A 22,477-nucleotide genomic window follows, 5' to 3' on the forward strand; every position below is an offset into this window, starting at 1 on the left:
CTTAAAGTCTACGTCTGGTATCCTGCCGGACTACAGGGCCCGCAGCTTGAAGCTAGCGATCTATATGATGGGGGTCGGTAGGTGTTTTTCCATCCAGTTGCGGCTCCATGCCCTCCGAGCGATGATCGCGGGTATTCAGTAGCACGCGCGGCCTCTGCGCAGTCAATACCTGAACGGGGGCAGACCACAGTATTAATGTTAATGGGCTGCTTCTGGCCATTCCCGATCAACGTAACACCAAGCACTCCTCCCCCTAAACCCTCACCCATTCCTCCCCAACCTATACCCACTGACCGCCTCGTAAACCGCCTTCCGCAACCGGTTGATCCCGCCGATCGGCCGATGCTCCGGCAGCGCGTGCCAGGGGTTGAACGAGAGGTTGTCACAGAACAGGTTCTGTTCCCGGCTATCAAAATCCTGAGCTGGCACAATGATGTCAGCTATGGTAGCGAAGGGCGCGTCCGACTCCTTCCATTCGACGCTGGTGTCTTCGATGGGCATGTACTTGCCCGGGTCCTGGCGCTGCACCTGGAAGGCGTAGCAGGCGGGGGTGCGGTCGATGGACAGTTGCTGGTACAGGGCGGCGCGGAGGAAGTTGGGCAGGTCCTGGTTCTGCTTCGGTAGCTGGTAGACCGGGCATTTCTCCGGGGCGGGAACGACGCGGAACTTGATGTTGTGTTCGCCCAGCTTGTACGGCGAGATGCCGTTGTAGCCGGCGTGCAGCGGGCTGTCCGGGGCGGGGGCGAGGGTGCGCAGGGCGATCAGCAGGTGGCGGAGTTCCCAACTGGTGGGGTTCCAGTTGGGGAAGAAGGCCAGGGCTTTCTTGCCGTCGGCCTGGGCGGCGAAGTTCTGCCGGTATTCGGCGATGTCGCGGATGAAGAACACCGGCTGGTTGAACATGACGAAGTCCTGCTCGCCGTCATGGCCGCGGCCGGGCAGGAGTTTTTCGCCGGGCACGTCGAGCAGTTTTATGGCCATGCCGCGCGCGTCGTTCTTGCTGTCGAACTGCGGGTAGGCGTTGCCGTTGGAGAAGCGCACCCAGGCGTTCCAGCTCTTGCCCGCTTCGGCGAACACGCCGCGACGCAGGGTCGGGTCGAGGTCGGCGCGTACCTTGAACTCGGCCTTCACGCAGCCGTGGGCCTTGGCGTGGGCATCGCGCAGGACGCGGGTGTTGTCGCGGTGCTGTTCGACCACGCGGATGGCGTCCTGGATGATCGCCTGGGTGATGCGGGCTTCGTCCGGGGCGATCTGCTCTTCCGCGGACACCGGGCCGGAGAATTTCCAGGCGTAGTAGAGGCTGCCGATGGCCCAGCCGCCGAGGCCGACGGCCAGCAGCAGGAGGAGCAGGCGGCCGAGCCATTTGCCGAGGAACAGCCAGGCGTGGGTGAGGAGTGCGCGCATGGAGTGTGTGTCCTTGGTGGTGTGCGTAGGCTGTGGGCTTTTATTCTTCTTGGGCGGGGAGTGCGCCACGATTGCTTCTCCCCGTCCTCTGGCCAGGCGTCCCCCCTGAAGGGAGAGGGGCTGCTCGGGGTGGAGAGGGGCGGCGGCGCCATGCCTCGCGCTTCTCCATTTCCCAGGTTCAGCGTTGCGCGGTCCGTTGCTCCGGCGCCGGGCATTTCGGGCCGGGCGTCCAGGGTGGGGTCTGGGCCGGGACCAGGCGGCGCTCGAATTCGGGGTTGCCGAGCACCTTCAGGTATTCCACCAGCGCCCAGCGTTCTTCCGGGCTGAGGGCGCGGCCGATCACGCCGTTCTGCCGGCAGCCGTCGCGGAATTCGTGGCCGCTGTTGCGGTTGCCGGTGAGACGGGTGTCGAGGAGGAAGCCGCCGGGGAATTTCTCGGTGCGGAATCCAACGAATTTCGGATCGAATTCGAAGGTGCCGACGTAGAACTGCGGCGAGCGTTCGGCGGCCGGGGAGAGCAGCTGGAACAGGTTGGGCACCGAGCCGTTGTGCAGGAACGGCGGGGTCGCCCAGACGCCGTCCAGCGGGCGGGCCTTGTAGGCGCGCAGTTCCTGTACGCCGATCGGCAGGTCAAAGCCGTTCATGGTCTTCTGCTGTTCCGGCGGGATGCCGGCGTCCCGGTAGGCGCGCTGCTCGACGAAGGCGGTGATGTAGGCCAGGCCCTTGGCCGAGGACAGTTGCGAGAGGTCGAGTTGCTGCGGATCGGCGCCGATCAGCTGGACGTTCATCCGCGCCAGTTCGTCGACGCTCCAGCCGAGCTTGCGCAGGTCGTAGCGGTGGTCGGCGATGTTGTCGGCGGTGGTCGGATCGGTGCCGATCACCTCGGTCGGCACCATGTGCATGCGCCACTCGGGATTGCGTCCGGGGGCGGCGTATTCCGCCGGTTGCACCTTGGGTGCATGGCAGAAGGCGCAGTTGGCTTCGAACAGGGCGCGGCCCTGGGAGGCGCGTTGCAGGTCGATGCGGCCGAAGAGGTCTTCCGGCCAAGTCGGCGGTTTCAGTTGTTGCAGGGTTTCTTCCAGGGCGTGCAGGTCGTGCAGGCGTACGCTGGAGGCGTAGCGCTGCTCGCCCCGCAGCGGCTGGCCGTGCTCGTCGAAGATCTGCAGGCGCGCGCCGACGCCGAGGGCCTCGCCGATATTGCGCGCCATCGGCTGCATGGCCGAGCCGTTCCATTGCACCCAGTCGAATTTCCAGATGTCCCAGACCTGCGGATAGCTCACCGGGGCGTTGGCGACGCGGTAGTTGCTCGGGTCGATGGCATCGCCGAAGACGCTGTTGGCGATGCGCCCGAAGGCGTCGGTGCGGCCGGGGCCTTCCTCGGTGGGGTAGAGGTGGCGGCGGGTGTCGTTCCAGGCGGTGCGCAGGAGGGTGTCGAGGACGGCCTTGAAGTCGGCGCGCAGTTGCGACTTGTCCTGTTCGTAGCGTTCGCCGAGGACTTTCCTGGCGAAGCGGTTGAACTTGAACGGGTTGTAGTAGGTGGCGGCCATGCTCGCGCCGAGCGCCTGGCCGAAGGCGCCGCCGCGCAGGGTCGGCACGGTGGCGGCGATGGAGTGCATGGCGGCGCCGCCGTCGATGCGCAGCGACTTGCCCTGGTAGCGCAGTTCGCCGGTGTGGCAGGCGGCGCAGGTGATGTCCAGGTAGCGGGTGCCGGTCTTCTCGTCGCGGTGCTGGCTGAAGCCCACCGGCAGGTTGCCGGGGTTGAGGTCGCTGGCCTTCTGCTGCGGATCGACGAGGAAGCCGAAGCGGGCGAGGTATTCGGGGGCGGCGAAGGGTTCTTCGGAGAAGGGCAGTTCGAGGGCGGTGAACCAGTCGTAGTGCAGGCCCTTCACCAGGGTGCCCTGGGGCGTGTAGTAGAAGCGCTGGCGGGCCTCGTCCTTCCATTGCGGCAGGTAGCGTACCTCGCTCGGCGCCTGGTAGTGGGGCAGGTTGGGATTGGCGACGTAGTAGACCACCACCCCGACGACCGCCAGCACGATCACGCCGACAACCAGCAGAGCCTTTTTCACGGTGCGCATCAGGAACGTCCTTGTAGGCCTTTTTTTGGCACCGTTATGCCAAGGCGTCGGCATATTGGCAAGCTGCTATCAGCTTTTTTGACAAGGTTTTCTTGACAGCGAACGGGTAAAACGTTTGCGCAGGCCTCGCCTGGCGATGTTGGCGACGAAAGCTCGGTATTTCACCGGAGAAAGGCGGACGCCGGAGCGTCGTGGAACGGCAGGGCGAGGCGCCGGTGGCCTGCCGGTCAGAGACCGGAGAAGGCCAGCCAGGCGATGATTGCGGCGTAGAGCATCCAGGTGGGATCGGTACGGCGGTCGAGCAGGGCTTTCATTTCTTCGCCTCCGCGCTCCAGAAGCCCTGGGCGTTGCGGAAGGGCTGGCGGGCCAGTTGTTCCAGGCGGGTGATGCCGTCGGCGCGCATGGCATTGATCAGGGCCGAGAAGGATTTGGCGGAGTAGCTCATGGTGTCGTCTCCAGTTCCGTTCTGGTTATTCGGGGATCTGGCGACTATGTAAACATCGGCGTTGGCGAATGAAAAATGGATAGTCTCACTAGCCACTATCGATGGAATTGATTGATAGGCGAGAACATCTCCCCGCCGCAGGGCGGGGCGATGCGGATCATTCCGGGTTGAACAGGATCACCGCCGCGCGCAGCTTGCTGCGGCCGAAGCGGCTCATCTTGTCGAACTCGGCGTGGCTTACCGGGATGTGCTGGCAGTCCAGCGGCTGGCGGTGCTGGCTGTGGTCGACGTCGGGATCGTGGAGGTAGACGAAGTCCTCGTCGTAGTGGGTGACCAGCACCCAGTGCGGGGCCTTGGAGCGGGTCAGGCGGTAGCTGCTGATCAGCACCAGCGGCTGGCCGCCCCTGGCCAGCTGGCGCGGGATGTCGAGCCTGGCCGAGCGCTTCTGCTCGACGCCCGAGGCGTCCAGTTCCTCGCAGAAGTCCTCGTGGACCAGGCGCATCACCGCCTTCTTGTCTTCGTTGCGTACGCCGTCGAGGAACAGCGGGCCGCTGGCGGACAGCACCAGCTTGACCCGGAAGCCGCGCCGCCAGGCGGCCAGCGCCAGGCCCTGGGGGCTACAGCCGCCGTGCCCGGCGGTCATGTAGATGGTGGTCGCCTCGCGCCACAGGCGCAGTTCCTCGCGGCGGGTCAACTGGCGCTCCGGTTGCAGCGCGCCCATGGCCATCAGCAGGCAGGCCGGGCCGCAGGTGAAATCGGTGGTCTGCCGGTAGAAGGGCACGTGGCGGCGCTGGTCGTGGCCGGGGTTGCGGATGCGTTTCTCGAAGCGCAGCGCTTCGCTGTGGTCCTCGTAGTAGTCGCGCACGGTGGCGAAGGGACGGTAGCCGTTGCGCTCGTAGAGGGCGATGGCGCCACGGTTGTCCGGGCGCACTTCCAGGCGCATGTAGGCGCGGTCGTTGTCCCGCGCGGCCTGCTCGGCGGCTTCCAGCAGCTTCTGGCCGAGGCCGATGCCGCGGGCGCGCGGGTCGATGGCGATGGAGTAGAGGCGGGCCAGCGAGGTGCCTTCGTGGAACAGCACCAGGGCGTAGCCGAGCACGCCGCCGTCGCCCTCGGCTACCGTCAGGCTGGCGTGGGCGCGGGTGAGCATCCACTGGAAGTTGCGGCGGGACAGGCGATCGTAGTCGAAGCAGCGGTTTTCCAGCTCGACCAGGGCGGACAGGTCGTCCGCGCCGGCCGGGCGGAGGGTCAGGTTCATAGCGGTCTCCACGGCCGCGGGCGGGAACTTCCGCGCGGGCGTGCTGTAATGGGTGCTGTACGCTTCGGTTTGCTGGCAGGCGCCATAGAGCGGTTTCGCAAGGGATTCCCGCCGAGTATTGGCCGGGATGCGTGCGCCGGCAAGCCGGTTCCGAATGCGCCGTGGTTTCGCTGTCCCCCCGGGAGGTGTCGTGAGCAAGCTGTTCATCATCGTGGAACGCAAGGAAGACTGGACGTCCTATTACCCCAGCGAGGATGTGGTCACCGCCCAGGAATACCTGGAACTGCCCATCGACGACGACACTGGCAAGCGGGTCCAGGTGATCAACCTGTGCCGGCACTACAAGTACCTGCGCCATGGCTACTACTGCTCGCTGCTCGCCGAGGCGCGCGGGCACAAGGTGATCCCCTCGGTGCGGACCATCAGCGAGCTGGCCAGGAAGTCGCTGTACAGCCTGGTCCTGGAGGACCTCGACCGCACCCTGGACAAGGCCCTGGCCGCGCACCCCTACGGCAGCACCGATGGTTTCACCCTGACCCTGTATTTCGGCCGTACCGACATCGAGCCGTTGCAGGACCTGGCGCGACAGTTGTTCGAGGCGTTTCCCTGCCCGTTGCTGCTGGTGGAGTTCAAGCGCAACCGCACCTGGCACATCGAGGGCATCAAGCCCGGCGCCATCCACAAGCTGCGCGAGGATCAGGAGGACCTCTTCGCCAACGCCCTGGACAACTTCAGCCGGCAGATCTGGCGCAAGCCGCGTTCGCGCAAGCCGTTCCGCTACGACCTGGCGATCCTCCACGACCCCGGCGAGGCGTTCCCGCCTTCCGATGCCAAGGCGCTGAAGAACTTCGTGCGGGTCGGCCGCAGCCTCGGCATCGACGTCGACCTGATCGAGCGCAAGGACTATTCGCGGATCGCCGAGTACGACGCGCTGTTCATCCGCGAGACCACCAATGTCGCCGACCACACCTACCGTTTCGCCAAGAAGGCCGAGAGCGAAGGGTTGGTGGTGATGGACGACCCGGTGTCGATCCTGCGCTGCACCAACAAGGTGTACCTGGCCGACCTGCTGCGCAGCCACAAGCTGGGCATGCCGGCCACGGAGATTCTCTACAAGGAGAACCCGCAGGAACTGGAGAAGGTCGGCGAGCGCCTGGGCTTCCCGCTGGTGCTGAAGATTCCCGACGGCAGCTTCTCGCGCGGGGTGATCAAGGTGGAGGACCAGGAGCAGTTGCTGGCGGCCAGCGCCGAGCTGTTCGAGCGCTCGGTGCTGATCCTTGCCCAGGAGTTCTTCTATACCGAGTACGACTGGCGTATCGGCGTGCTCAACCGCAAGCCGATCTTCGCCTGCCAGTACTTCATGTCCAAGGGCCACTGGCAGATCTACGACCACAGCCCGGACGCCGAGGAGGTCAGCGGCGATTTCCGCACCATGCCCGTGCACGAGGCGCCGCGCAAGGTGGTGGAGCTGGCGGTGAAGACCGCCAACCTGATCGGCGACGGCCTTTACGGGGTGGACCTGAAGCAGGCCGGCGACAAGGTGGTGGTGATCGAGGTGAACGACAACCCGAACATCGACTGCGGGGTGGAAGATGTCTACCTCGGCGACGACCTCTACAAGCTGGTCCTGGAGGAGTTCGTCCGGCGCCTGGAAGTCAAGCGTCGCGGCTACGACTGATAAGACGATTTCGGCATTGGCGATATAAACAAAGATTCACTTTCGTGCGTCAAAAAATTGCTAGATTTTCCTTTCAGAGCGCCAACATGCCGTTTTTATGACGGTTCAAAGAATTGGCGCCGCAAAGGAGCACACATGTTAGATGCATCGAACCTCCGCCGTCTGCTGGTGGTGGACCCGTGCGACGATTGCCGGCGCCTGTTGCCGGGCCTTCGCGAGGCGGGTTGGGCAGTGGACAGCTGCGCGCTGGAAACGGCGCGCGAACGCGCTTGCGACGTCGGCCTGCTGCGCCTGCGGCCGTTCCACCTGGAGCGGCCGGAGACGGTGAAGGACCTGATCAGCCGCAGCGGCACCGAGTGGATCGCCGTGCTCAGCCCGGACACCTTGCCGCTGAATGGCGTCGGCGATTTCGTCTGCGAATGGTTCTTCGACTTCCATACCTTGCCGTTCGACATGGCGCGGGTGCAGGTGACCCTCGGCCGCGCCTTTGGCATGGCCCGCCTGCGCGGGCGCGGCACGGTGCCCGGCGATGCCGAGGGCGAGCACGAACTGCTCGGCGAGAGCCTGGCCGTACGCGACCTGCGCCGGCTGCTGGCGAAGCTGGCGCCGACCGACTCGCCGGTACTGATCCGTGGCGAGAGCGGCACCGGCAAGGAACTGGTCGCGCGTACCCTGCACCGGCAGTCGCGGCGCGCGGACAAGCCGTTCGTCGCGATCAACTGCGGGGCGATTCCCGAGCACCTGATCCAGTCCGAGCTGTTCGGCCACGAGAAGGGCGCCTTCACCGGCGCGCACCAGCGCAAGGTCGGACGGATCGAGGCGGCCGACGGCGGCACTCTGTTCCTCGACGAGATCGGCGACCTGCCGCTGGAGTTGCAGGCCAACCTGTTGCGCTTTCTCCAGGAACAGCAGATCGAGCGGGTCGGCGGTAACCGGCCGGTCGAGGTGGACGTGCGGGTGCTGGCGGCGACCCATGTCGACCTGGAGGCGGCGATCGATGCCGGGACCTTCCGCGAGGACCTCTACTACCGGCTCAACGTCCTGCAGGTCGGCACCGCGCCGTTGCGCGAACGGAGCGAGGACCTGCCGCTGCTGGCCAATCATTTCTCCCGGCTCTACAGCCTGGAGACCGGCCGCCGCCCGCGCCGCTTCAGCGAGGACGCGCTGGCGGCGATGGCGATGCACGCCTGGCCGGGCAACGTCCGCGAACTGGCCAACCGGGTACGTCGCGGGTTGGTCCTGGCGGAGGGGCGGCAGATCGAGGCCCAGGACCTCGGCCTGGAATGCGCGCGCGGTGACGGCCCGCCGTTGTCCAGCCTGGAGGTCTACAAGCTCTGCGCCGAGCGCCAGGCGATGTGCGACGCGCTGGCCCGCTACGGCGACAACCTCAGCGTGGCCGCGCGGATGCTCGGGGTGTCGCGGCCGACCTTCTACCGCCTGTTGCACAAGCACCGGTTGCGCTGAGTGGGCGGCGGGAGATATGCCAGCCAGGCAAAATATCCTGCGTTTCCCAGCCGTAGCGAACTAGAATCCAACCGATCCCGACCGGTTCGCGACAGTTGCTCGTGGCGATTGACAGAATCTGTCAGATCGACGCATATTCACCTAACGCAAACGTTTGCGTCTGGATAATCTCCTAGAAAAGCCTCAATACAACGATAAGAAAAGCTGGAGGATACACCATGAAGCGGGTCGCTTCCCGGCGCCTGTTGGCTGCCGTTGTGCTGACTGCCTGTTCCTCGTTCCTGCCCCTGTCCGCCGTCCACGCGGAAACTCCCGAGAAGCCCAGGATCGCGCTGGTGATGAAGTCGCTGGCGAACGAGTTCTTCCTGACCATGGAGGACGGCGCCAAGGCCTACCAGAAGGAGCATGCCGACCGGTTCGAACTGGTTTCCAACGGCATCAAGGACGAGACCGATACCTCCAGCCAGATCCGCATCGTCGAGCAGATGATCGTTTCCGGGGTCGACGCACTGGTGATCGCGCCGGCCGATTCCAAGGCGCTGGTGCCGGTGGTGAAGAAAGCGCTGGACGCCGGCATCGTGGTGGTCAACATCGACAACCGCTTCGACCCGCAGGTGCTGCAGGCGAAGAAGATCGGCGTGCCCTTCGTCGGTCCCGACAACCGCAAGGGCGCGCGGCTGGTCGGCGAGTACCTGGCGAAGCGGCTGAAGGCCGGCGACGAGGTCGGCATCATCGAAGGGGTTTCTACGACCACCAATGCCCAGCAGCGCACCGCCGGCTTCAGGGATGCGATGGACGCGGCGGGGATGAAGATCGTCTCCTTGCAGTCGGGCAACTGGGAAATCGAGAAGGGCAACGCGGTGGCTTCGGCGATGCTCAACGAGCATCCGGACCTCAAGGCGCTGCTCGCCGGCAACGACAGCATGGCCCTCGGCGCGGTATCGGCGGTGCGCGCGGCGGGCCGCGCCGGGCAGGTGAAGGTGGTCGGCTACGACAATATCCAGGCGATCAAGCCGATGCTCAAGGATGGCCGGGTGCTGGCTACTGCCGACCAGTTCGCCGCGAAGCAGGCGGTGTTCGGTATCCAGACCGCGCTCAAGCTGCTTGCTGGGCAAGCCCCGGAACATGAGAAGGACGGCGTGGTCGAGACGCCTGTCGAGTTGGTGACCGCGCCCTGAGCCGTCCGATGGAGCCTTCCCATGTCTAGCGACGCATTACCGCTGCTGAGCATCCGCGGGGTCGGCAAGACCTACGCGCAGCCGGTGCTGGCGGAGATCGACCTGCAACTGTTCGGCGGCGAGGTGCTGGCCCTGACCGGCGAGAACGGCGCCGGCAAGAGCACCCTGTCGAAGATCGTCGGCGGCCTGGAGCGTCCCGGCGCCGGCAGCCTGGAACTCCTCGGCCGGCCCTACGCCCCCGCTAGCCGCCGCGAGGCCGAGGCGCTGGGCGTGCGCATGGTGATGCAGGAACTGAACCTGCTGCCGACCCTGTCGGTGGCGGAGAACCTGTTCCTCCACGACCTGCCCCGGCGCGCCGGCTGGATCGACCGTCGGCGCCTGCGCGCGGCGGCCCGCGAGGCGATGGCCCAGGTCGGCCTGGAGGCGATCGATCCCGACACGCTGGTCGGCGACCTCGGCATCGGCCACCAGCAGATGGTCGAGATCGCCCGCAACCTGATCGGCGACTGCCGCTTGCTGATCCTCGACGAACCCACGGCGATGCTTACCGCGCGCGAAGTGGACATGCTCTTCGAGCAGGTCGAGCGGCTGCGCGAACGCGGCGTGGCGATCGTCTACATCTCCCATCGCCTGGAAGAGCTGGCGCGGATTTCGCAGCGCATCGCGGTGTTGCGCGATGGCCGCCTGGTCTGCGTCGAGCCGATCGAGCGCTACGACGCCGACCAACTGGTGACCCTGATGGTCGGCCGCGACCTGGGCGAGCGCTTCGACCTGGGCCCACGGCAGACCGGTGCGCCGCTGCTGCGGGTGGAGCGGCTGAGCCGGCGCGGCAAGGTGCATGAGGTGTCGTTCGAGGTGCGCGCGGGGGAGATCTTCGGCATTTCCGGACTGATCGGCTCCGGGCGCACCGAATTGTTGCGCCTGATCTACGGCGCCGACCGCGCCGACGGTGGGCAGGTCCTGCTCGGCGATCCGCCGCAGCGCCTGAGCCTGCGTTCGCCGGCCGACTCGGTGCGCCAGGGGGTGGCGCTGATCACCGAGGACCGCAAGGGCGAGGGCCTGCTGCTGGACCAGTCGATCAGCGCCAACCTCGCCCTGGGCAACCTGCCGGCGCTGGCGCGCCACGGGGTGATCGACCGGCGCCGCGAGGAAGCCCTGGCGCGGCGCCAGGTGGAGGCGCTGCGGGTGCGCTGCGCGGACACCGCGCAGGCGGTGGGCGAACTGTCCGGCGGCAACCAGCAGAAGGTGGTGATCGGCCGCTGGCTGGAACGCGACTGCCAGGTGCTGCTGTTCGACGAGCCGACCCGGGGCATCGACGTCGGCGCCAAGTTCGACATCTATGCCTTGCTCGCCGAACTGACCCGCCGGGGCAAGGCGCTGGTGGTGGTGTCCAGCGACCTGCGCGAGCTGATGCTGATCTGCGATCGCATCGGCGTGCTCTCGGCGGGACGTATGGTGGACACCTTCGAGCGCGATGCCTGGACCCAGGACGCGCTGCTGGCGGCGGCCTTCGCCGGTTACAAGAAACGCGACGCGCTGCTGGCGACGTCGTGAACATGCAACGCAAGGAACCAGAAATGAGCGACCCGACGTCTTCCGCTACCGCCGCCGCAGCGCCAACCCTGCGACGCGGCAACTATTTCGGCCTGGGCACCTACCTCGGCCTGGCCGGCGCGCTGCTGGCGATGATCGCGCTGTTCTCGGCGCTGAGCAGCCACTTCCTCAGCTATGGCACCTTCCTCGCCATCGCCAACCAGATCCCCGACCTAGTGGTGCTGGCGGTGGGCATGACCTTCATCCTGATCGTCGGCGGCATCGATCTCTCGGTAGGTTCGGTGCTGGCCCTGGCGGCCTCGGCGGTAAGCCTGGCGACGCTCGGCTGGGGCTGGGGCGTGCTGCCGGCGGCGATGCTCGGGATGGCCTGCGCGACCCTGGCCGGCTGCGTCACCGGTTCGATCACGGTGGCCTGGCGGATTCCCTCGTTCATCGTGTCCCTCGGGGTGCTGGAGATGGCCCGTGGGCTGGCCTACCAGATGACCGACTCGCGCACGGCCTATATCGGCGACGCCTATGCCTGGCTGTCCAATCCGCTGGCGTTCGGCATCTCGCCGGCCTTCGTGATCGCCCTGCTGGTGATGTTCGCCGCCCAGGCGGTGCTCACCCGCACGGTGTTCGGCCGCTACCTGATCGGCATCGGCACCAACGAAGAAGCGGTGCGATTGGCCGGTGTGAACCCGAAACCCTATAAGATTGCAGTATTCGCCCTGATGGGGCTGCTCGCCGGGTTGGCCGCGCTGTTCCAGATCTCGCGTCTGGAAGCGGCCGATCCCAACGCCGGGGTCGGCCTGGAACTCCAGGTCATCGCCGCGGTGGTGATCGGCGGCACCAGCCTGATGGGCGGGCGAGGTTCGGTGGTCAGCACCTTCTTCGGCGTGCTGATCATTTCCGTATTGGCGGCGGGGCTGGCGCAGATCGGTGCGTCGGAGCCGACCAAACGAATCATTACCGGGGCGGTGATCGTGGTAGCGGTGGTGCTGGATACCTACCGCAGCCATCGCGCCCGCAGACAGGGCTGAACGATGGCGACAATGAAGGACGTGGCGGCGATGGCGGGGGTTTCCTTCACCACCGTATCGCATGTGGTGAACAGGACGCGGCCGGTCAGCGACGCGGTGCGCAAGAAGGTCGAGGACGCCATCGCGCAGCTGCACTACGTGCCCAGCGCGGTGGCGCGCTCGCTGAAGGTGCGCACCACCTCGATCATCGGCTTGCTGGTGCCGAACAGTACCAACCCGTATTTCGCCGAGCTGTCGCGGGGCATCGAGGATTGCTGCGAGCGCAACGGCTACTGCGTGATCCTCTGCAACTCCGACGACAACCCGCAGAAGCAGGCCAACTACCTGCGCGTGCTCCAGGAGAAACGCATCGACGGCCTGGTCCTGGCGTCCGCCGGCGGCGACGGCGCGCTGGCCAAGGGACTGGCGAACATGCGCACGCCGACCGTGATCGTCGACCGCGAGGTGGAAGGCGTGGAAGCTGACCGGGTGCAGATCGACCATGAGATGGGCGCCTACCTGGCGACCCGCCACCTGCTCGAACTGGGCCATCGCGACATCGCCTGCATCGGCGGGCCGCTGTCGACCAAGGTTTCGACGCTGCGGGTCGAGGGCTACCGGCGGGCGATGGCCAAGGCCGGCCTGGAGGTGCGCCCGCAGTGGCTGCTGGAAAGCGAGTTCAGCAGCCCCGGCGGCTACCACGCGGCGCTCGGCCTGCTGGGCGGCGAGGGCGAGCGACCGACGGCGATCGTCGCCGGCAACGACATGATCGGCATCGGCGTGCTGCGCGCCGCGGCCGAGCTGAATATCAGGGTGCCGCACGAACTGTCGGTGATCGGCTTCGACGATATCGAGCTGAGCCGCTTCGTGTTTCCCGCCTTGACCACCGTGGGCCAGTCGATCCGCCTGCTCGGCGAGATCGCCGCGCAACTGCTGCTGCAACGCATCGCCGAGCGCGAGGAGCCGATGCAGCGGCGGGTGGTGGCGCCGGCGCTGGTCCTGCGCGAATCCACCGCGCCGCCGCTGGTGCGGGTCTGAACCGGGCGCCGGGGGCGCCCTCGCTAGAGAGAGGCTGGAACAAGGACGCAACGATGCAAGCGAAAGTACTGGTGGTGGGCAGCCTGAACATGGACCTGGTAGTGCGCGCGCCGCGCCTGCCACGGGGCGGCGAGACCCTCGCCGGGCAGTCCTTCACCACCATTCCCGGCGGCAAGGGCGCCAACCAGGCGGTCGCCGCGGCGCGTCTCGGCGCTGGGGTGGCGATGATCGGCTGCCTTGGCGACGATGCCTACGGCGACCAGCTGTACCGCGCGCTGCAGGCCGAGGGCATCGACTGCCAGGGCGTCGAGCGGGTGGCCGGGGAGTCCAGCGGGGTGGCGCTGATCGTGGTCGACGACAGCAGCCAGAACGCCATCGTCATCGTCGCCGGCGGCAACGGCCACCTGTCGCCGGCCGTGCTGGCGCGCCACGAACACTTGCTGGAGCAGGCGCAGGTGGTGGTCTGCCAGCTGGAAAGCCCGCTGGAGACGGTTGGCCATGTGCTGCGCCGGGCCCATGCGCTGGGCAAGACGGTGATCCTCAACCCGGCGCCGGCCACCCGCGACGTGCCGGCGGACTGGCTGCCGCTGGTGGACTACCTGGTCCCCAACGAGACCGAAAGCGAACTGCTCTGCCGCCTGCCGGTGGACTCCCTGGAGAGCGCCGGGCGTGCCGCCGAGCGCCTGCGCGAAATGGGCGCCGGCAGGGTGATCGTCACCCTCGGCGCCCAGGGCGCCCTGCTGGTGGGCGAGGGGCGGGTCGAGCATTTCCCGGTGGCGCGGGTCAAGGCGCTGGATACCACGGCGGCCGGCGACACCTTCGTCGGTGGCTTCGCCGCGGCCCTTGCGCGCGGCCTCGACGAGGCGGCGGCGATCCGCTTCGGCCAGGCCGCCGCGGCGATCTCGGTGACCCGCCTCGGCGCGCAGACCTCGATCCCCTCGCGCGAGGAAGTCGAGCGGGCGCTCGCTGGCGAGGCTTGAGAGGGACGGTGCCGTTGCTACCGGCGGATAACGCCTGCGGCGTTATCCGCCCTGCGCAGCTAGGCGAGGATCGCTCCCAGGCTCACGCATCCCTTCGAGGGGTAAGGCATGCCCAGGCTCGAACGGTGGCCCCTCAGAAGTAGTAGGGGAATTTCACGCCGAAGGTGAAGTCCGGCGCGTCCGGAGTGATGCCGATGGACAGGCTGGGCACGATGCTGAACCTGTTGCTCACCGCATAGGTCATGCCCAGGCCGAAGTAGCCGGCGTTGGCGTCGCTGCCGCTGACGGTCTGCCAGCTTTGGCCGTCCTGCTTGACCTTGCTCTTCTGGCTGATCAGTTCGGAGAAGGAGAACGACATGCTCATCTTCTCGTTCAGCGCGAAGGCCACGCCGACGCCGAGTTGGAACCAGTTGCCGAGCTTGACCTTGCCGCCGGTCTTCACGCCTTGCTGCGGGTTGATGTCGTCGAACGACTCTTCGAAGTTGTAGGTATACGACAGGCTGCCGAACAGCACCGCCGGGTCCACCGTCTTCACCAGCGAGATGCCCGGGGTGATCGACCAGACGCCGTTGCCGGTGGGCAGGTCGTCGGGCACGTTGAGGTTGTTGTTGCCCGGTACCTGCTTCAGCTTGATGCCGTAGGGATCCTTGCCGGTGGGCGCCTTGACCCGCAGGCTGACCACCGCGTCCGGGGTGCTCTCGCTTTCGTCGAGGAACTTGTAGGCGACGCCGAAGCTGACGTCGCCCAGGCGTGGGTCGCCGGTCACCGATTTCTCGGTGATCTGCGAGGTCGAGCCGCCGGCGCCGGCGGACTGGTAGGTCGATTCGCGATAGACCACCGGGGCGTTGATATCCACCTGCCAGCGCTGGTTCCAGTTGTAGCGGCCGGTCAGGTCGAGGGTCCAGATGTCGGCATCGATCTGGTCCACGCCGATGTTGCCGAGGAAGATCGAGTCCAGCGCCAGGAAGCCGTTGAGGAACAACTGGCGGGTGTCGTAGTGGCTGTAGGTGAGGCCGGTCTCCAGGCTGAAGGTGCCGCCGCCGAAGAAGCCGCTGGCGTCCTGGTAGATGTTTTCCACGCTGGGCGCGGGCGCGCCATCGTCCTTGAGGCTGGCGCCGTAGGTGCCGGCGACCGCGTTGGCGTCGTTGCGCGCCTGCGCCGGCGGCTGGATCGACTTGACCAGGCGTTGCGGCTGCGGCGCCTGGGGTTGCGCCTCGACCTGGCGCACGCGCTGTTCGAGGACCATCAGGGCGTTCTGCTGGGCCTCGTAGCGTTGGCGCAGCTCCAGGAGTTCCTTCTTCAGCGCCTCGACCTCGGACTCCGTCGCGGCCTGCGCCAGGAACGGGGAAACCAGGGTGGTGGCGCAGAGGACAGCTCGCAGCGAGAGTGTCTGGGTCATGTTTGCCGTTCCGTTTTTATGGCCTTCCGATAGCACAGTGATTTCAGACTAGATCAACTTTCAGTAGCCGCTGGGGCGCAGCGCGCGCAATTGCTCCCAGGCGCAATTCAGTGCCGGATCGGCGCCCGGCCGGTCCTTGAGCATCACCTCGAGCGCCGCCAGGTTCTGCACCAGGTTGCGGTTTCCGCTGAGCGCCACGCTCTGCACCAGGCCGCCGGCGCCGAGGCTTTGCAGGCTGGCGCCCTGGCCGCTGGCCTGGATCGCCAGTTGCAGGGCGCCGCCGTTCGGCGTGACCTTCACCGTCCCGGCCTCGCCGCTGAGGGCGAGCGCACCTTCCAGCGGCGTGCCGCCCGGCAGTGGCGGCGGCGCCTCGCCGTGGCGGACCTCGATGCTGACGCCATTGCTGGCGCTGTTGTGGTCGCCGGCGGTGCGGATGCTCTGGCTGACCCCCTGGGTCTGCGCCAGTCCGGCGCCGCCGAGGACCTGGCCGTTGCCGGCGACGGGTGGCGGGGTGTCGCCTGGCCGATCGACCAGGGTGACGTTGAGGACCGGGCGCGCCAGGTTCTGCCGCACCTGCAGGTCGACGCGTGCGCCGAGGACCTGGCCGCTGGCGTTCTGCCAGGTGCTGCTCATGGTCACCCCGAAGCTGACGATCCGCCCCGGCAGCACGTAGCGCCCGCGCAACTGGGAAAGCTCCTGGTCGCTCAGTTCGGCGGGGGCGAAGAGGTCGCTGGCGGGGGCGGGCAGCGCAGCGCCCAGGCAGCAGGCGAGGACGAAGCAGTGGTGCGTGTACATGGCGTGCTCCCGGAGCATCCGGCTCCTGCGATCAGAAGAAATCGCTCTGGATGAAGCCGAACTCCATCAGTTCGGCGTCCCTGACCGGTTTGAAGCGGTCCAGGCGATTGCGCGCGGTCAGCGGTTCGGGCGGCGTCAGCAGCGGATTGCCGCGGTCGTATCCCTGGCCGATCACGGCGAAGACGATGCCGTTCCAGCCCTTGGCGAACTCTGTCAGCGCGTAGCGTTTGTGCCCCAGCGCCGGGTCACCCACGTACACGTACTCGCCCTGGGTGCGTTGCAGGACGACGAAGTGCTTGTAGCCGCGGATTTCCATCAGCACGATGGCGGGGATCTTCAGTTGTTCCAGTTGCGCCGCCTCGATCCGGTAGCCGCGCGCGCGCATGCCCATGGATTCGACGTAGCGCTTCATGTCGAGCATGGAGAAGCCCTGGGTGCGGACGATCTCCGGGTCGGCGTGGGCGAGCATGCCCTGGATCACCGCCTGCTCGTCGAGCGGGGCGCCGTAGGCCTTCTCCAGGATGGTCGCGAGGGCCGCGGCGCCGCAGCTGAAATCGGTCTTCTGCTCGACCAGGTCGGCGAAGCGCCGCTCGCGGATGCTCTGCACCTGCTTGTAGACCAGGCCGCCGCCGGGCAGGGCGGGAAAGCCGAGGGTCGCCGCCTGGGCGGTGAGGTCGACGAGCAGCAGCAGGGAAAGGATGAGCGTGCGCATGGCCGGTTCCTGTGTCGGATGGAAAAGGGTTCCGGCTGGCGCCGGAACCCCTGGGCCAGGATCAGAAGCCAAGGCTCTCGCCACCGGCCGGGCAGCTGCTGCAACCGGCGGCGATGGACAGGGAGTTGCTCTGCTGGTTGCCGCCACCGGCGGCGATGTTCACCCCGACGTTGCCCGAGACGTTCTGCAACGAGTTGCTCAGGCTGGCGTTGTTGGTGACCGGGGTCTTGAAGCCGACGATCGCCGGGATGAAGCCGGACACCGTGCCTTTCAGGTCGACGTCGCCCTTTTCCTTGAAGGCGAACGCGCCGCCGTCGTGGTTCAGGTCCTTGGCGCCCTGGGCCTGGCTGTCCACGTCGATGTGGCCGGTATTGCTGCCGCCCGGATGGGTCTGGCCTTCCCAGGTGTCGAGGTAGACGTTGCCGATCTGGTCGGAGGTGCCCTTGTAGCTGCCGTCGGCGTTCAGCTTCAGCGACACGTAGGTGCCGCCATAGGCGTAGTTGGCGCTGTTGACGGTGGTGTTGCCGGTGGAGGTCTGCGACGCGGCGCTACCGGCAGTGCTGTACTGGCCGTTGGAGACGGCGGCGGCCAGGTCGTTCTTCTGCTGGTTGAAGTTGCCGGCGGCGACGTTCACGCCCAGGTTGCCCGAGACGTTGTTGGCCGAGTTGCTCAGCGATGCGGTGTTGGGGTTGGAGTAGTTGTTCAGCGTATTGCCGTAGCCGCTCTGCAGCACGCTGGTGCTGGCGGTCGCGGTGCCGAACACGAAGCTGGCGTCGGCGCTGGCCAGCGCGGCGGCGTTGGCCTGCTGGTTGTTGTCGCCGGCGGCGACGTTGACCCCGACGTTGCCCGAGGCATCCTTGATCGAGCCGCTCACCGAGGCATTGTTCACCGTGCCGAAGTTGCTGACCTTGTTGTTGTAGTTCTGCTGCGTATCCACCACCAGGGCCGTGGCTCCGCCCTTGTTGTTCGACTGCGGGTTGGGTTTCGGCGGGTGCCAGCCACCTTCGTTTCCGGCGTAGGCCGATACCGACAGCACTGCAGCCATTGCCAGGGCCAGCGGGGTCAGGACCATAGTCGCTTTCATGGCGTTTCTCCTTGCATTTCTGTGCTTAGTGTTGGGCTTGTGTTGGCTTGGCAGAGTCATTCCATGACCCTGACGCTGAGGGTGTTCATCGACTGATTGCCCACCCCAGCGCTCTGGTTCACCTGCACCACGCCGCTGCTCCTGGCGAAGGCGCGATCGTCCGTCGAGACGCTGCGTCCTCCCGGGACCGGAGTGGCCGAACCGGAGACTTTGGTCAGCGCCACGCTTTGCGCGAGAACGCTGTCATCCAGGCTTTCCGGGCCGTTGCTGACGCTCAGCCGGAAGGCGTTGATCTGTTGGTTGCCGAGGCCGGCGCCCTGGTTGACGCCGAGGATGCCGCTGCCGCGCAGCGCCGCCCCCGAGATGCTGGCGCTGGCCGCGATCGGCTGGCTGGCGTCGAGTTGTAGATGCTGGCGCTGGTCGTTGCCGACGAGGGCCGCGGAGCCGACCGCGACGACACGAACGTTGCTCTGTTGCTGGGCGTCGCCGGCGGCCTGGTTGAGGGCGAAGTTGCCGCGGTAGGTGCCGCTGGCATCGATGCTGGCGCGATTGCGTGAGGCCAGCGGGTCGGCCTGGAGCGACGCGATACAGGCGAAGGCGAGGAGGAGGGCGGACAGGCGCTTCATTGACCACCCCCGAGCATCTGCAGCGGCGCCAGGCCCTGCTTGAGGCTGCCGTTGATCTGCCCGGCGAGGCCGGCGCCGGCGCCGCCTCCCGCGCCGTGGGTGGTGCCGAGGTTGCCGACGGCCTGGACCGTCGCCGGGTTCGCCGGCTGGTTGGCGAAACCCGGCAGGGCGCCGCCGGGGAGAATCATGCTGCGAATCCCGGAACCGCTGGTCACGATGGCGAAGTCGGCATCGCCCAGTTCGCGGCTCACGGTATTGCCGCTGGCCGCCCCGTTGGCGAGGGCGTTGACCTCGGCGGAGACGTTGGTGTCGACGACGGTGGGATGTGGGTCGGGCACCATGCTCGGACGGTAGGCGACCCGTGGCTGGACCTGGCGCTGGACGACGATCGTGCCGTCCGCCGCATGCGCGGGCGGGAGGTTCGCCGGCACGGAGCCGACGATGACCAGCAGCGCTGGAACGACGATGCGTAGCGAACTCCCCGACATGATGGCGCTTCCTTCGTTGGCGCTGAGCCCTAATCAGCGTTGGCAGGGAGCGAGCATGGGGCGTGCCGGTTTTGCGCTTTCCTTGTCCATCAAGGACTTGGCCGTGAGTGCCGGGGGAACCTGGCGGACAGTGTTGCATCCGTGCAACAGCAGGCCCGCCAACCAGGGGGCGAAGCCTGCCGGGGACGCGCCTGGAGCTGTTTCAGCGCCGAGACAGCTTTCCGCGGTGCCGTCGCGAAACGCTCTGCGCCAAGGCCCGGACCGCGCTGGCGGTGTATCGGCGGCGTGACAGGGCCGGCCCTTCAGCCGTCCCGGAGCAGCCCTTGCACTGCGGCGAAAGCCTGGCGCCGGCGCTCGGCCCAGTCGCCGGCGATGGCGCGGTAGGGCTGCCGATGCCGCTCCAGCCAGGCTTGGCATTCGCGGTGGAAGGCCTGGCGCTGCGCCAGTTCCGGCTGGCAGCGCTGGCCGTCGGCGCTCCAGGCTACGCCCTCCGGCGAGAGCAGCAGGTGCAGGTCGTAGCGCCGCCGCAGCAGGGCGGGTTCGAGCCAGTCCGGGCAGGCGCCGAAGAGAATCCGGCTCCAGAGGATGTTGCTCAGCAGGTGGGTATCGAGGATCAGCAGCGCCGGCCGCTCCGCGCGGGCGGCATCCTCCCAGGCCAGTTGCCCGCGGGCGATGGCGGGGATGTCGGCGTAGCAGGTGTCGCGGCGCTGTTCGTCGATGAAGTGGCGGACGTACTCGCCGACCACCCGGCCGCCGAAGCGGGCCTGGAGCTGCTCCGCAAGCCAGCTCTTGCCGCTGGATTCGGGCCCGGTGAGTACCAGCACCTTCATGCGGCGACGCCCTCGCGTAATGCCGGGTCGCGGCGCCAGGTCCGCCAGCCGTGGATCGCCAGCAGGGTGAAGAGGGCGTAGAGGGCGGCGGTCAGGTACAGCGCCTTGCTGGCGAAGAGCGCCACGAACAGCACGTCCACGGCGATCCACAGGGCCCAGCATTCCAGGCGCTTCTGCGCCATCCAGCATTGCGCCACCAGGCTGAAGGCGGTCAATCCGGCGTCCCACCAGGGACTGGCGGCATCGGTGTGGTTGGCCATCAGGTAACCGAGCGCGACGCTGCCGACCAGGCCCGCACCGAGCCCGTAGAGGCGCTGCGCGGCGTTCAGGCGGCTCACCGAGCGGCCGTCGTGGTCCTGCCCGCCGCGGGTCCACTGCCACCAGCCATAGAGCTGTAGCGCCGCGTAGACCATTTGCAGGAGCATGTCCGAATAAAGCTTCACCTCGAAGAATATCCAGGCGTAGAGCGCCACCATCACCAGTCCGATGGGCCAGCACCAGGGATTCTGGCGGACGGTCAGGTAGACGGCGATGGCGCCGAGCGAAGCGGCGAAGAGTTCAAGGGGTGACACGGAAGGCCCTCATGCGACGAGGACGCATTGTAGCGAATGTATCCGGCGCTTCGCGAAGGCCTGGGAAAAAGGGGGGCGCGGACGGATTCGTTCGGACGCCGGCCGGCAACAATTCCAAGATTCTTTGCCGGCCGCTCTGGTAGCATGCCCGCCGGTTTCGACTTCGGCAGTGGGGGAACTGGTCGGGTTCTTCGGAGTCGTAAGGCCTTCATAAAAGACGGCAAGTGTATCGCCGAGAACAACGAAAGCTCGTTCGGGACAGTAGTAGAAGGGGGAGAAACATGGAGTGGTGGACTGCTTTCCAGGCGTTCATCCTGGGCGTCGTGGAAGGGCTGACCGAGTTCCTGCCGATTTCCAGCACCGGGCACCAGATCATCGTCGCCGACCTCATCGGCTTCGGCGGCGAACGCGCCAAGGCGTTCAACATCATCATCCAGCTGGCGGCGATCCTCGCTGTCGTCTGGGAGTTTCGTGGAAAGATCTTTCAAGTCGTCCGTGACCTGCCGAGCCAGCGCCAGGCCCAGCGTTTCACCGCCAACCTGCTGATCGCGTTCTTCCCGGCGGTAGTCCTCGGCGTCCTGTTCGCCGACCTGATCCACGAGTGGCTGTTCAATCCGATCACCGTCGCCCTGGCGCTGGTGGTGGGCGGGGTGGTCATGCTCTGGGCCGAGCGCCGGAAGCATGTGATCCACGCCGAACACGTCGACGACATGACCTGGAAGGACGCCCTGAAGATCGGCTGTGCCCAGTGCCTGGCGATGGTCCCCGGCACCTCGCGGTCCGGCGCGACCATCATCGGCGGCCTGCTGTTCGGCCTTTCGCGCAAGGCGGCCACCGAGTTCTCGTTCTTCCTGGCGATGCCGACCATGGTCGGCGCCGCGGTCTATTCCGGCTACAAGTACCGCGACCTGTTCCGCCCCGAAGACCTGCCGGTGTTCGCCGTCGGCTTCGTCACCTCGTTCGTCTTCGCCATGGTGGCGGTGCGTGCCTTGCTGAAGTTCATCGGCAACCACAGCTACGCGGCTTTCGCCTGGTATCGGATCGCCTTCGGGCTGCTGATCCTGGCGACCTGGCAATTCCACCTGATCGACTGGAGCACCGCCGGCGAAATGTGAGGCCCGGGAACCAGGTAAAAGGCGCGGCGCGAGCCGCGTTTTTTTCGCCTGGCCGCCGCGGGTGGCTAGAATGCAGCGCGAAACGGGTAGCGAGCGAGTGGATATGGAAAAGCCGGGCATGATCAGCCGCTGGTACGACGACAAGGGCTTCGGCTTCATCCTGCCGAAGACCGGCGGGGAAGAAGTCTTCCTGCATATCTCCGCGTTCCGTGGTGACCGCCGTCCCCGCCAGGGCGACCAGGTGTGGTTTCTCGCCAGCCAGGATGCCCAGGGCCGCCTGCGCGCCGAGAGGGCGCGGCTGGACGCGCTGACCCTCGATCCGCCGACTGTCCGCCGTGGCGCCCAGGCGCCGGTGACGCGGGCCCAGGCGCGGCCGGCGCCGACTCCGCCGAGCGCGTTGCAGCGCCCGTTGGCGAAGCTGCTGGTCCTGCTGATCCTCTGCGTGCTGCCGGCCGCCGGCGCCTGGCGGATGTACCTGGACGGACAGGCCCTCTGGCCGCTGCTGGCCTATCCGCTGGCCAGCCTGCTCGCATTCGCCCTCTACTGGCAGGACAAGCGCAGCGCCGCACGCGGCGACTGGCGTACCCCGGAGGTCCGCCTGCACCTGTTCGAGCTGCTTGGCGGCTGGCCTGGCGCGCTGGTCGCGCAGCAGGCGTTCCGCCACAAGACCCGCAAGCTCTCGTTCCAACTGGTGTTCTGGGGCATCGTCCTGCTGCACCAGCTGTTCTGGCTCGACAGCCTGCTCGGCGGGCGCCTGTCCGCCGCGCTGTTGCAGTGGATCGGCTGAA

21 protein-coding genes are annotated in these 22,477 nt (G+C 67.0%); 9 read left to right on the top strand and 12 right to left on the bottom strand.

From position 1 onward, the window contains the following. Positions 1-261: 261 nt before the first annotated feature. From FOC67_RS10305 to FOC67_RS10315, 4 genes are all read right to left on the bottom strand, one after another. A complete protein-coding gene (locus FOC67_RS10305; RefSeq protein ID WP_009315592.1) occupies positions 262-1,401 on the bottom strand; it encodes a catalase family protein in 1,140 nt (379 codons plus the stop codon). A 178-nt stretch (positions 1,402-1,579) separates the two neighbouring features. Continuing rightward, entirely contained in the window at positions 1,580-3,475 is a 1,896-nt protein-coding gene (locus FOC67_RS10310) for a di-heme-cytochrome C peroxidase (protein ID WP_003111268.1), read from the bottom strand. A 310-nt stretch (positions 3,476-3,785) separates the two neighbouring features. After that, the gene (locus FOC67_RS29715; RefSeq protein WP_003088290.1) at positions 3,786-3,920 is read right to left on the bottom strand and encodes a hypothetical protein; all 135 of its coding nucleotides are present in this window, start codon (positions 3,918-3,920) and stop codon (positions 3,786-3,788) included. Positions 3,921-4,077: 157 nt separating this feature from the next. Continuing rightward, entirely contained in the window at positions 4,078-5,175 is a 1,098-nt protein-coding gene (locus tag FOC67_RS10315) for a GNAT family N-acetyltransferase/peptidase C39 family protein (RefSeq protein WP_003088292.1), read from the bottom strand. Between the two features lie 190 nt (positions 5,176-5,365). Between FOC67_RS10315 and FOC67_RS10320 the strand changes: the two genes are divergently transcribed. The 7 genes from FOC67_RS10320 to rbsK all read left to right on the top strand — a co-directional run bounded on the left by FOC67_RS10320 (position 5,366) and on the right by rbsK (position 14,068). Further along, a complete protein-coding gene (locus FOC67_RS10320; RefSeq protein ID WP_003139792.1) occupies positions 5,366-6,853 on the top strand; it encodes a RimK family protein in 1,488 nt (495 codons plus the stop codon). A gap of 135 nt (positions 6,854-6,988) precedes the next feature. Continuing rightward, on the top strand, positions 6,989-8,317 hold the full coding sequence (locus FOC67_RS10325) for a sigma-54 dependent transcriptional regulator (RefSeq protein WP_003111270.1): 1,329 nt from the start codon (positions 6,989-6,991) through the stop codon (positions 8,315-8,317). A gap of 218 nt (positions 8,318-8,535) precedes the next feature. Then, a complete protein-coding gene (locus tag FOC67_RS10330; RefSeq protein WP_009315593.1) occupies positions 8,536-9,495 on the top strand; it encodes a sugar ABC transporter substrate-binding protein in 960 nt (319 codons plus the stop codon). Between the two features lie 21 nt (positions 9,496-9,516). Then, a complete protein-coding gene (locus FOC67_RS10335) occupies positions 9,517-11,049 on the top strand; it encodes a sugar ABC transporter ATP-binding protein (protein WP_003111272.1) in 1,533 nt (510 codons plus the stop codon). Between the two features lie 23 nt (positions 11,050-11,072). Then, positions 11,073-12,071 (top strand): ABC transporter permease, encoded by a 999-nt coding sequence (locus tag FOC67_RS10340; RefSeq protein WP_003088303.1) that lies wholly within the window; start codon positions 11,073-11,075, stop codon positions 12,069-12,071. 3 nt (positions 12,072-12,074) lie between these two features. Further along, positions 12,075-13,088 (top strand): LacI family DNA-binding transcriptional regulator, encoded by a 1,014-nt coding sequence (locus FOC67_RS10345; protein ID WP_003119158.1) that lies wholly within the window; start codon positions 12,075-12,077, stop codon positions 13,086-13,088. 53 nt (positions 13,089-13,141) lie between these two features. Further along, the gene (rbsK, locus tag FOC67_RS10350; RefSeq protein WP_003088307.1) at positions 13,142-14,068 is read left to right on the top strand and encodes a ribokinase; all 927 of its coding nucleotides are present in this window, start codon (positions 13,142-13,144) and stop codon (positions 14,066-14,068) included. Positions 14,069-14,201: 133 nt separating this feature from the next. On the opposite strand, the gene FOC67_RS10355 is transcribed toward rbsK, so the two are convergent. From FOC67_RS10355 to pnuC, 8 genes are all read right to left on the bottom strand, one after another. Beyond that, positions 14,202-15,467, bottom strand: a complete 1,266-nt coding sequence (locus FOC67_RS10355) for a transporter (protein ID WP_003088309.1) — start codon at positions 15,465-15,467, stop codon at positions 14,202-14,204. A gap of 60 nt (positions 15,468-15,527) precedes the next feature. Beyond that, a complete protein-coding gene (locus FOC67_RS10360; RefSeq protein WP_009315596.1) occupies positions 15,528-16,280 on the bottom strand; it encodes a hypothetical protein in 753 nt (250 codons plus the stop codon). A gap of 13 nt (positions 16,281-16,293) precedes the next feature. Then, on the bottom strand, positions 16,294-16,974 hold the full coding sequence (locus tag FOC67_RS10365; RefSeq protein WP_003117395.1) for a C39 family peptidase: 681 nt from the start codon (positions 16,972-16,974) through the stop codon (positions 16,294-16,296). 61 nt (positions 16,975-17,035) lie between these two features. Next, complete coding sequence (locus FOC67_RS10370; protein ID WP_003088317.1) at positions 17,036-18,058, bottom strand: hypothetical protein; 1,023 nt, start codon at positions 18,056-18,058, stop codon at positions 17,036-17,038. A 56-nt stretch (positions 18,059-18,114) separates the two neighbouring features. Then, positions 18,115-18,684: a hypothetical protein gene (locus FOC67_RS10375; protein ID WP_009315597.1), complete on the bottom strand. Its 570-nt coding sequence runs from the start codon at positions 18,682-18,684 to the stop codon at positions 18,115-18,117. Continuing rightward, positions 18,681-19,172, bottom strand: coding sequence for a hypothetical protein (locus FOC67_RS10380; protein ID WP_003117397.1), 492 nt, complete (start codon positions 19,170-19,172; stop codon positions 18,681-18,683). Before FOC67_RS10380 ends, FOC67_RS10375 begins: the two co-directional genes overlap by 4 nt. A 302-nt stretch (positions 19,173-19,474) precedes the next feature. Next, positions 19,475-20,002 carry an AAA family ATPase gene (locus FOC67_RS10385; RefSeq protein ID WP_003088322.1) on the bottom strand — a complete coding sequence of 176 codons (528 nt, stop codon included), beginning with the start codon at positions 20,000-20,002 and terminating at the stop codon, positions 19,475-19,477. Next, the gene (pnuC, locus tag FOC67_RS10390) at positions 19,999-20,574 is read right to left on the bottom strand and encodes a nicotinamide riboside transporter PnuC (RefSeq protein WP_003088324.1); all 576 of its coding nucleotides are present in this window, start codon (positions 20,572-20,574) and stop codon (positions 19,999-20,001) included. The genes FOC67_RS10385 and pnuC overlap by 4 nt, the downstream gene beginning before the upstream one ends. Positions 20,575-20,855: 281 nt before the next feature. Between pnuC and FOC67_RS10395 the strand changes: the two genes are divergently transcribed. Both FOC67_RS10395 and FOC67_RS10400 read left to right on the top strand, forming a co-directional pair. After that, positions 20,856-21,689, top strand: a complete 834-nt coding sequence (locus FOC67_RS10395) for an undecaprenyl-diphosphate phosphatase (protein WP_003088326.1) — start codon at positions 20,856-20,858, stop codon at positions 21,687-21,689. A 70-nt stretch (positions 21,690-21,759) separates the two neighbouring features. Next, positions 21,760-22,476, top strand: a complete 717-nt coding sequence (locus FOC67_RS10400; RefSeq protein WP_003132686.1) for a DUF1294 domain-containing protein — start codon at positions 21,760-21,762, stop codon at positions 22,474-22,476. The last annotated feature ends 1 nt before the right edge of the window (position 22,477 follow it).

Origin of the sequence: Pseudomonas sp. FDAARGOS_761 (assembly GCF_013343155.1) — a bacterium.
Classification (GTDB): domain Bacteria; phylum Pseudomonadota; class Gammaproteobacteria; order Pseudomonadales; family Pseudomonadaceae; genus Pseudomonas; species Pseudomonas aeruginosa.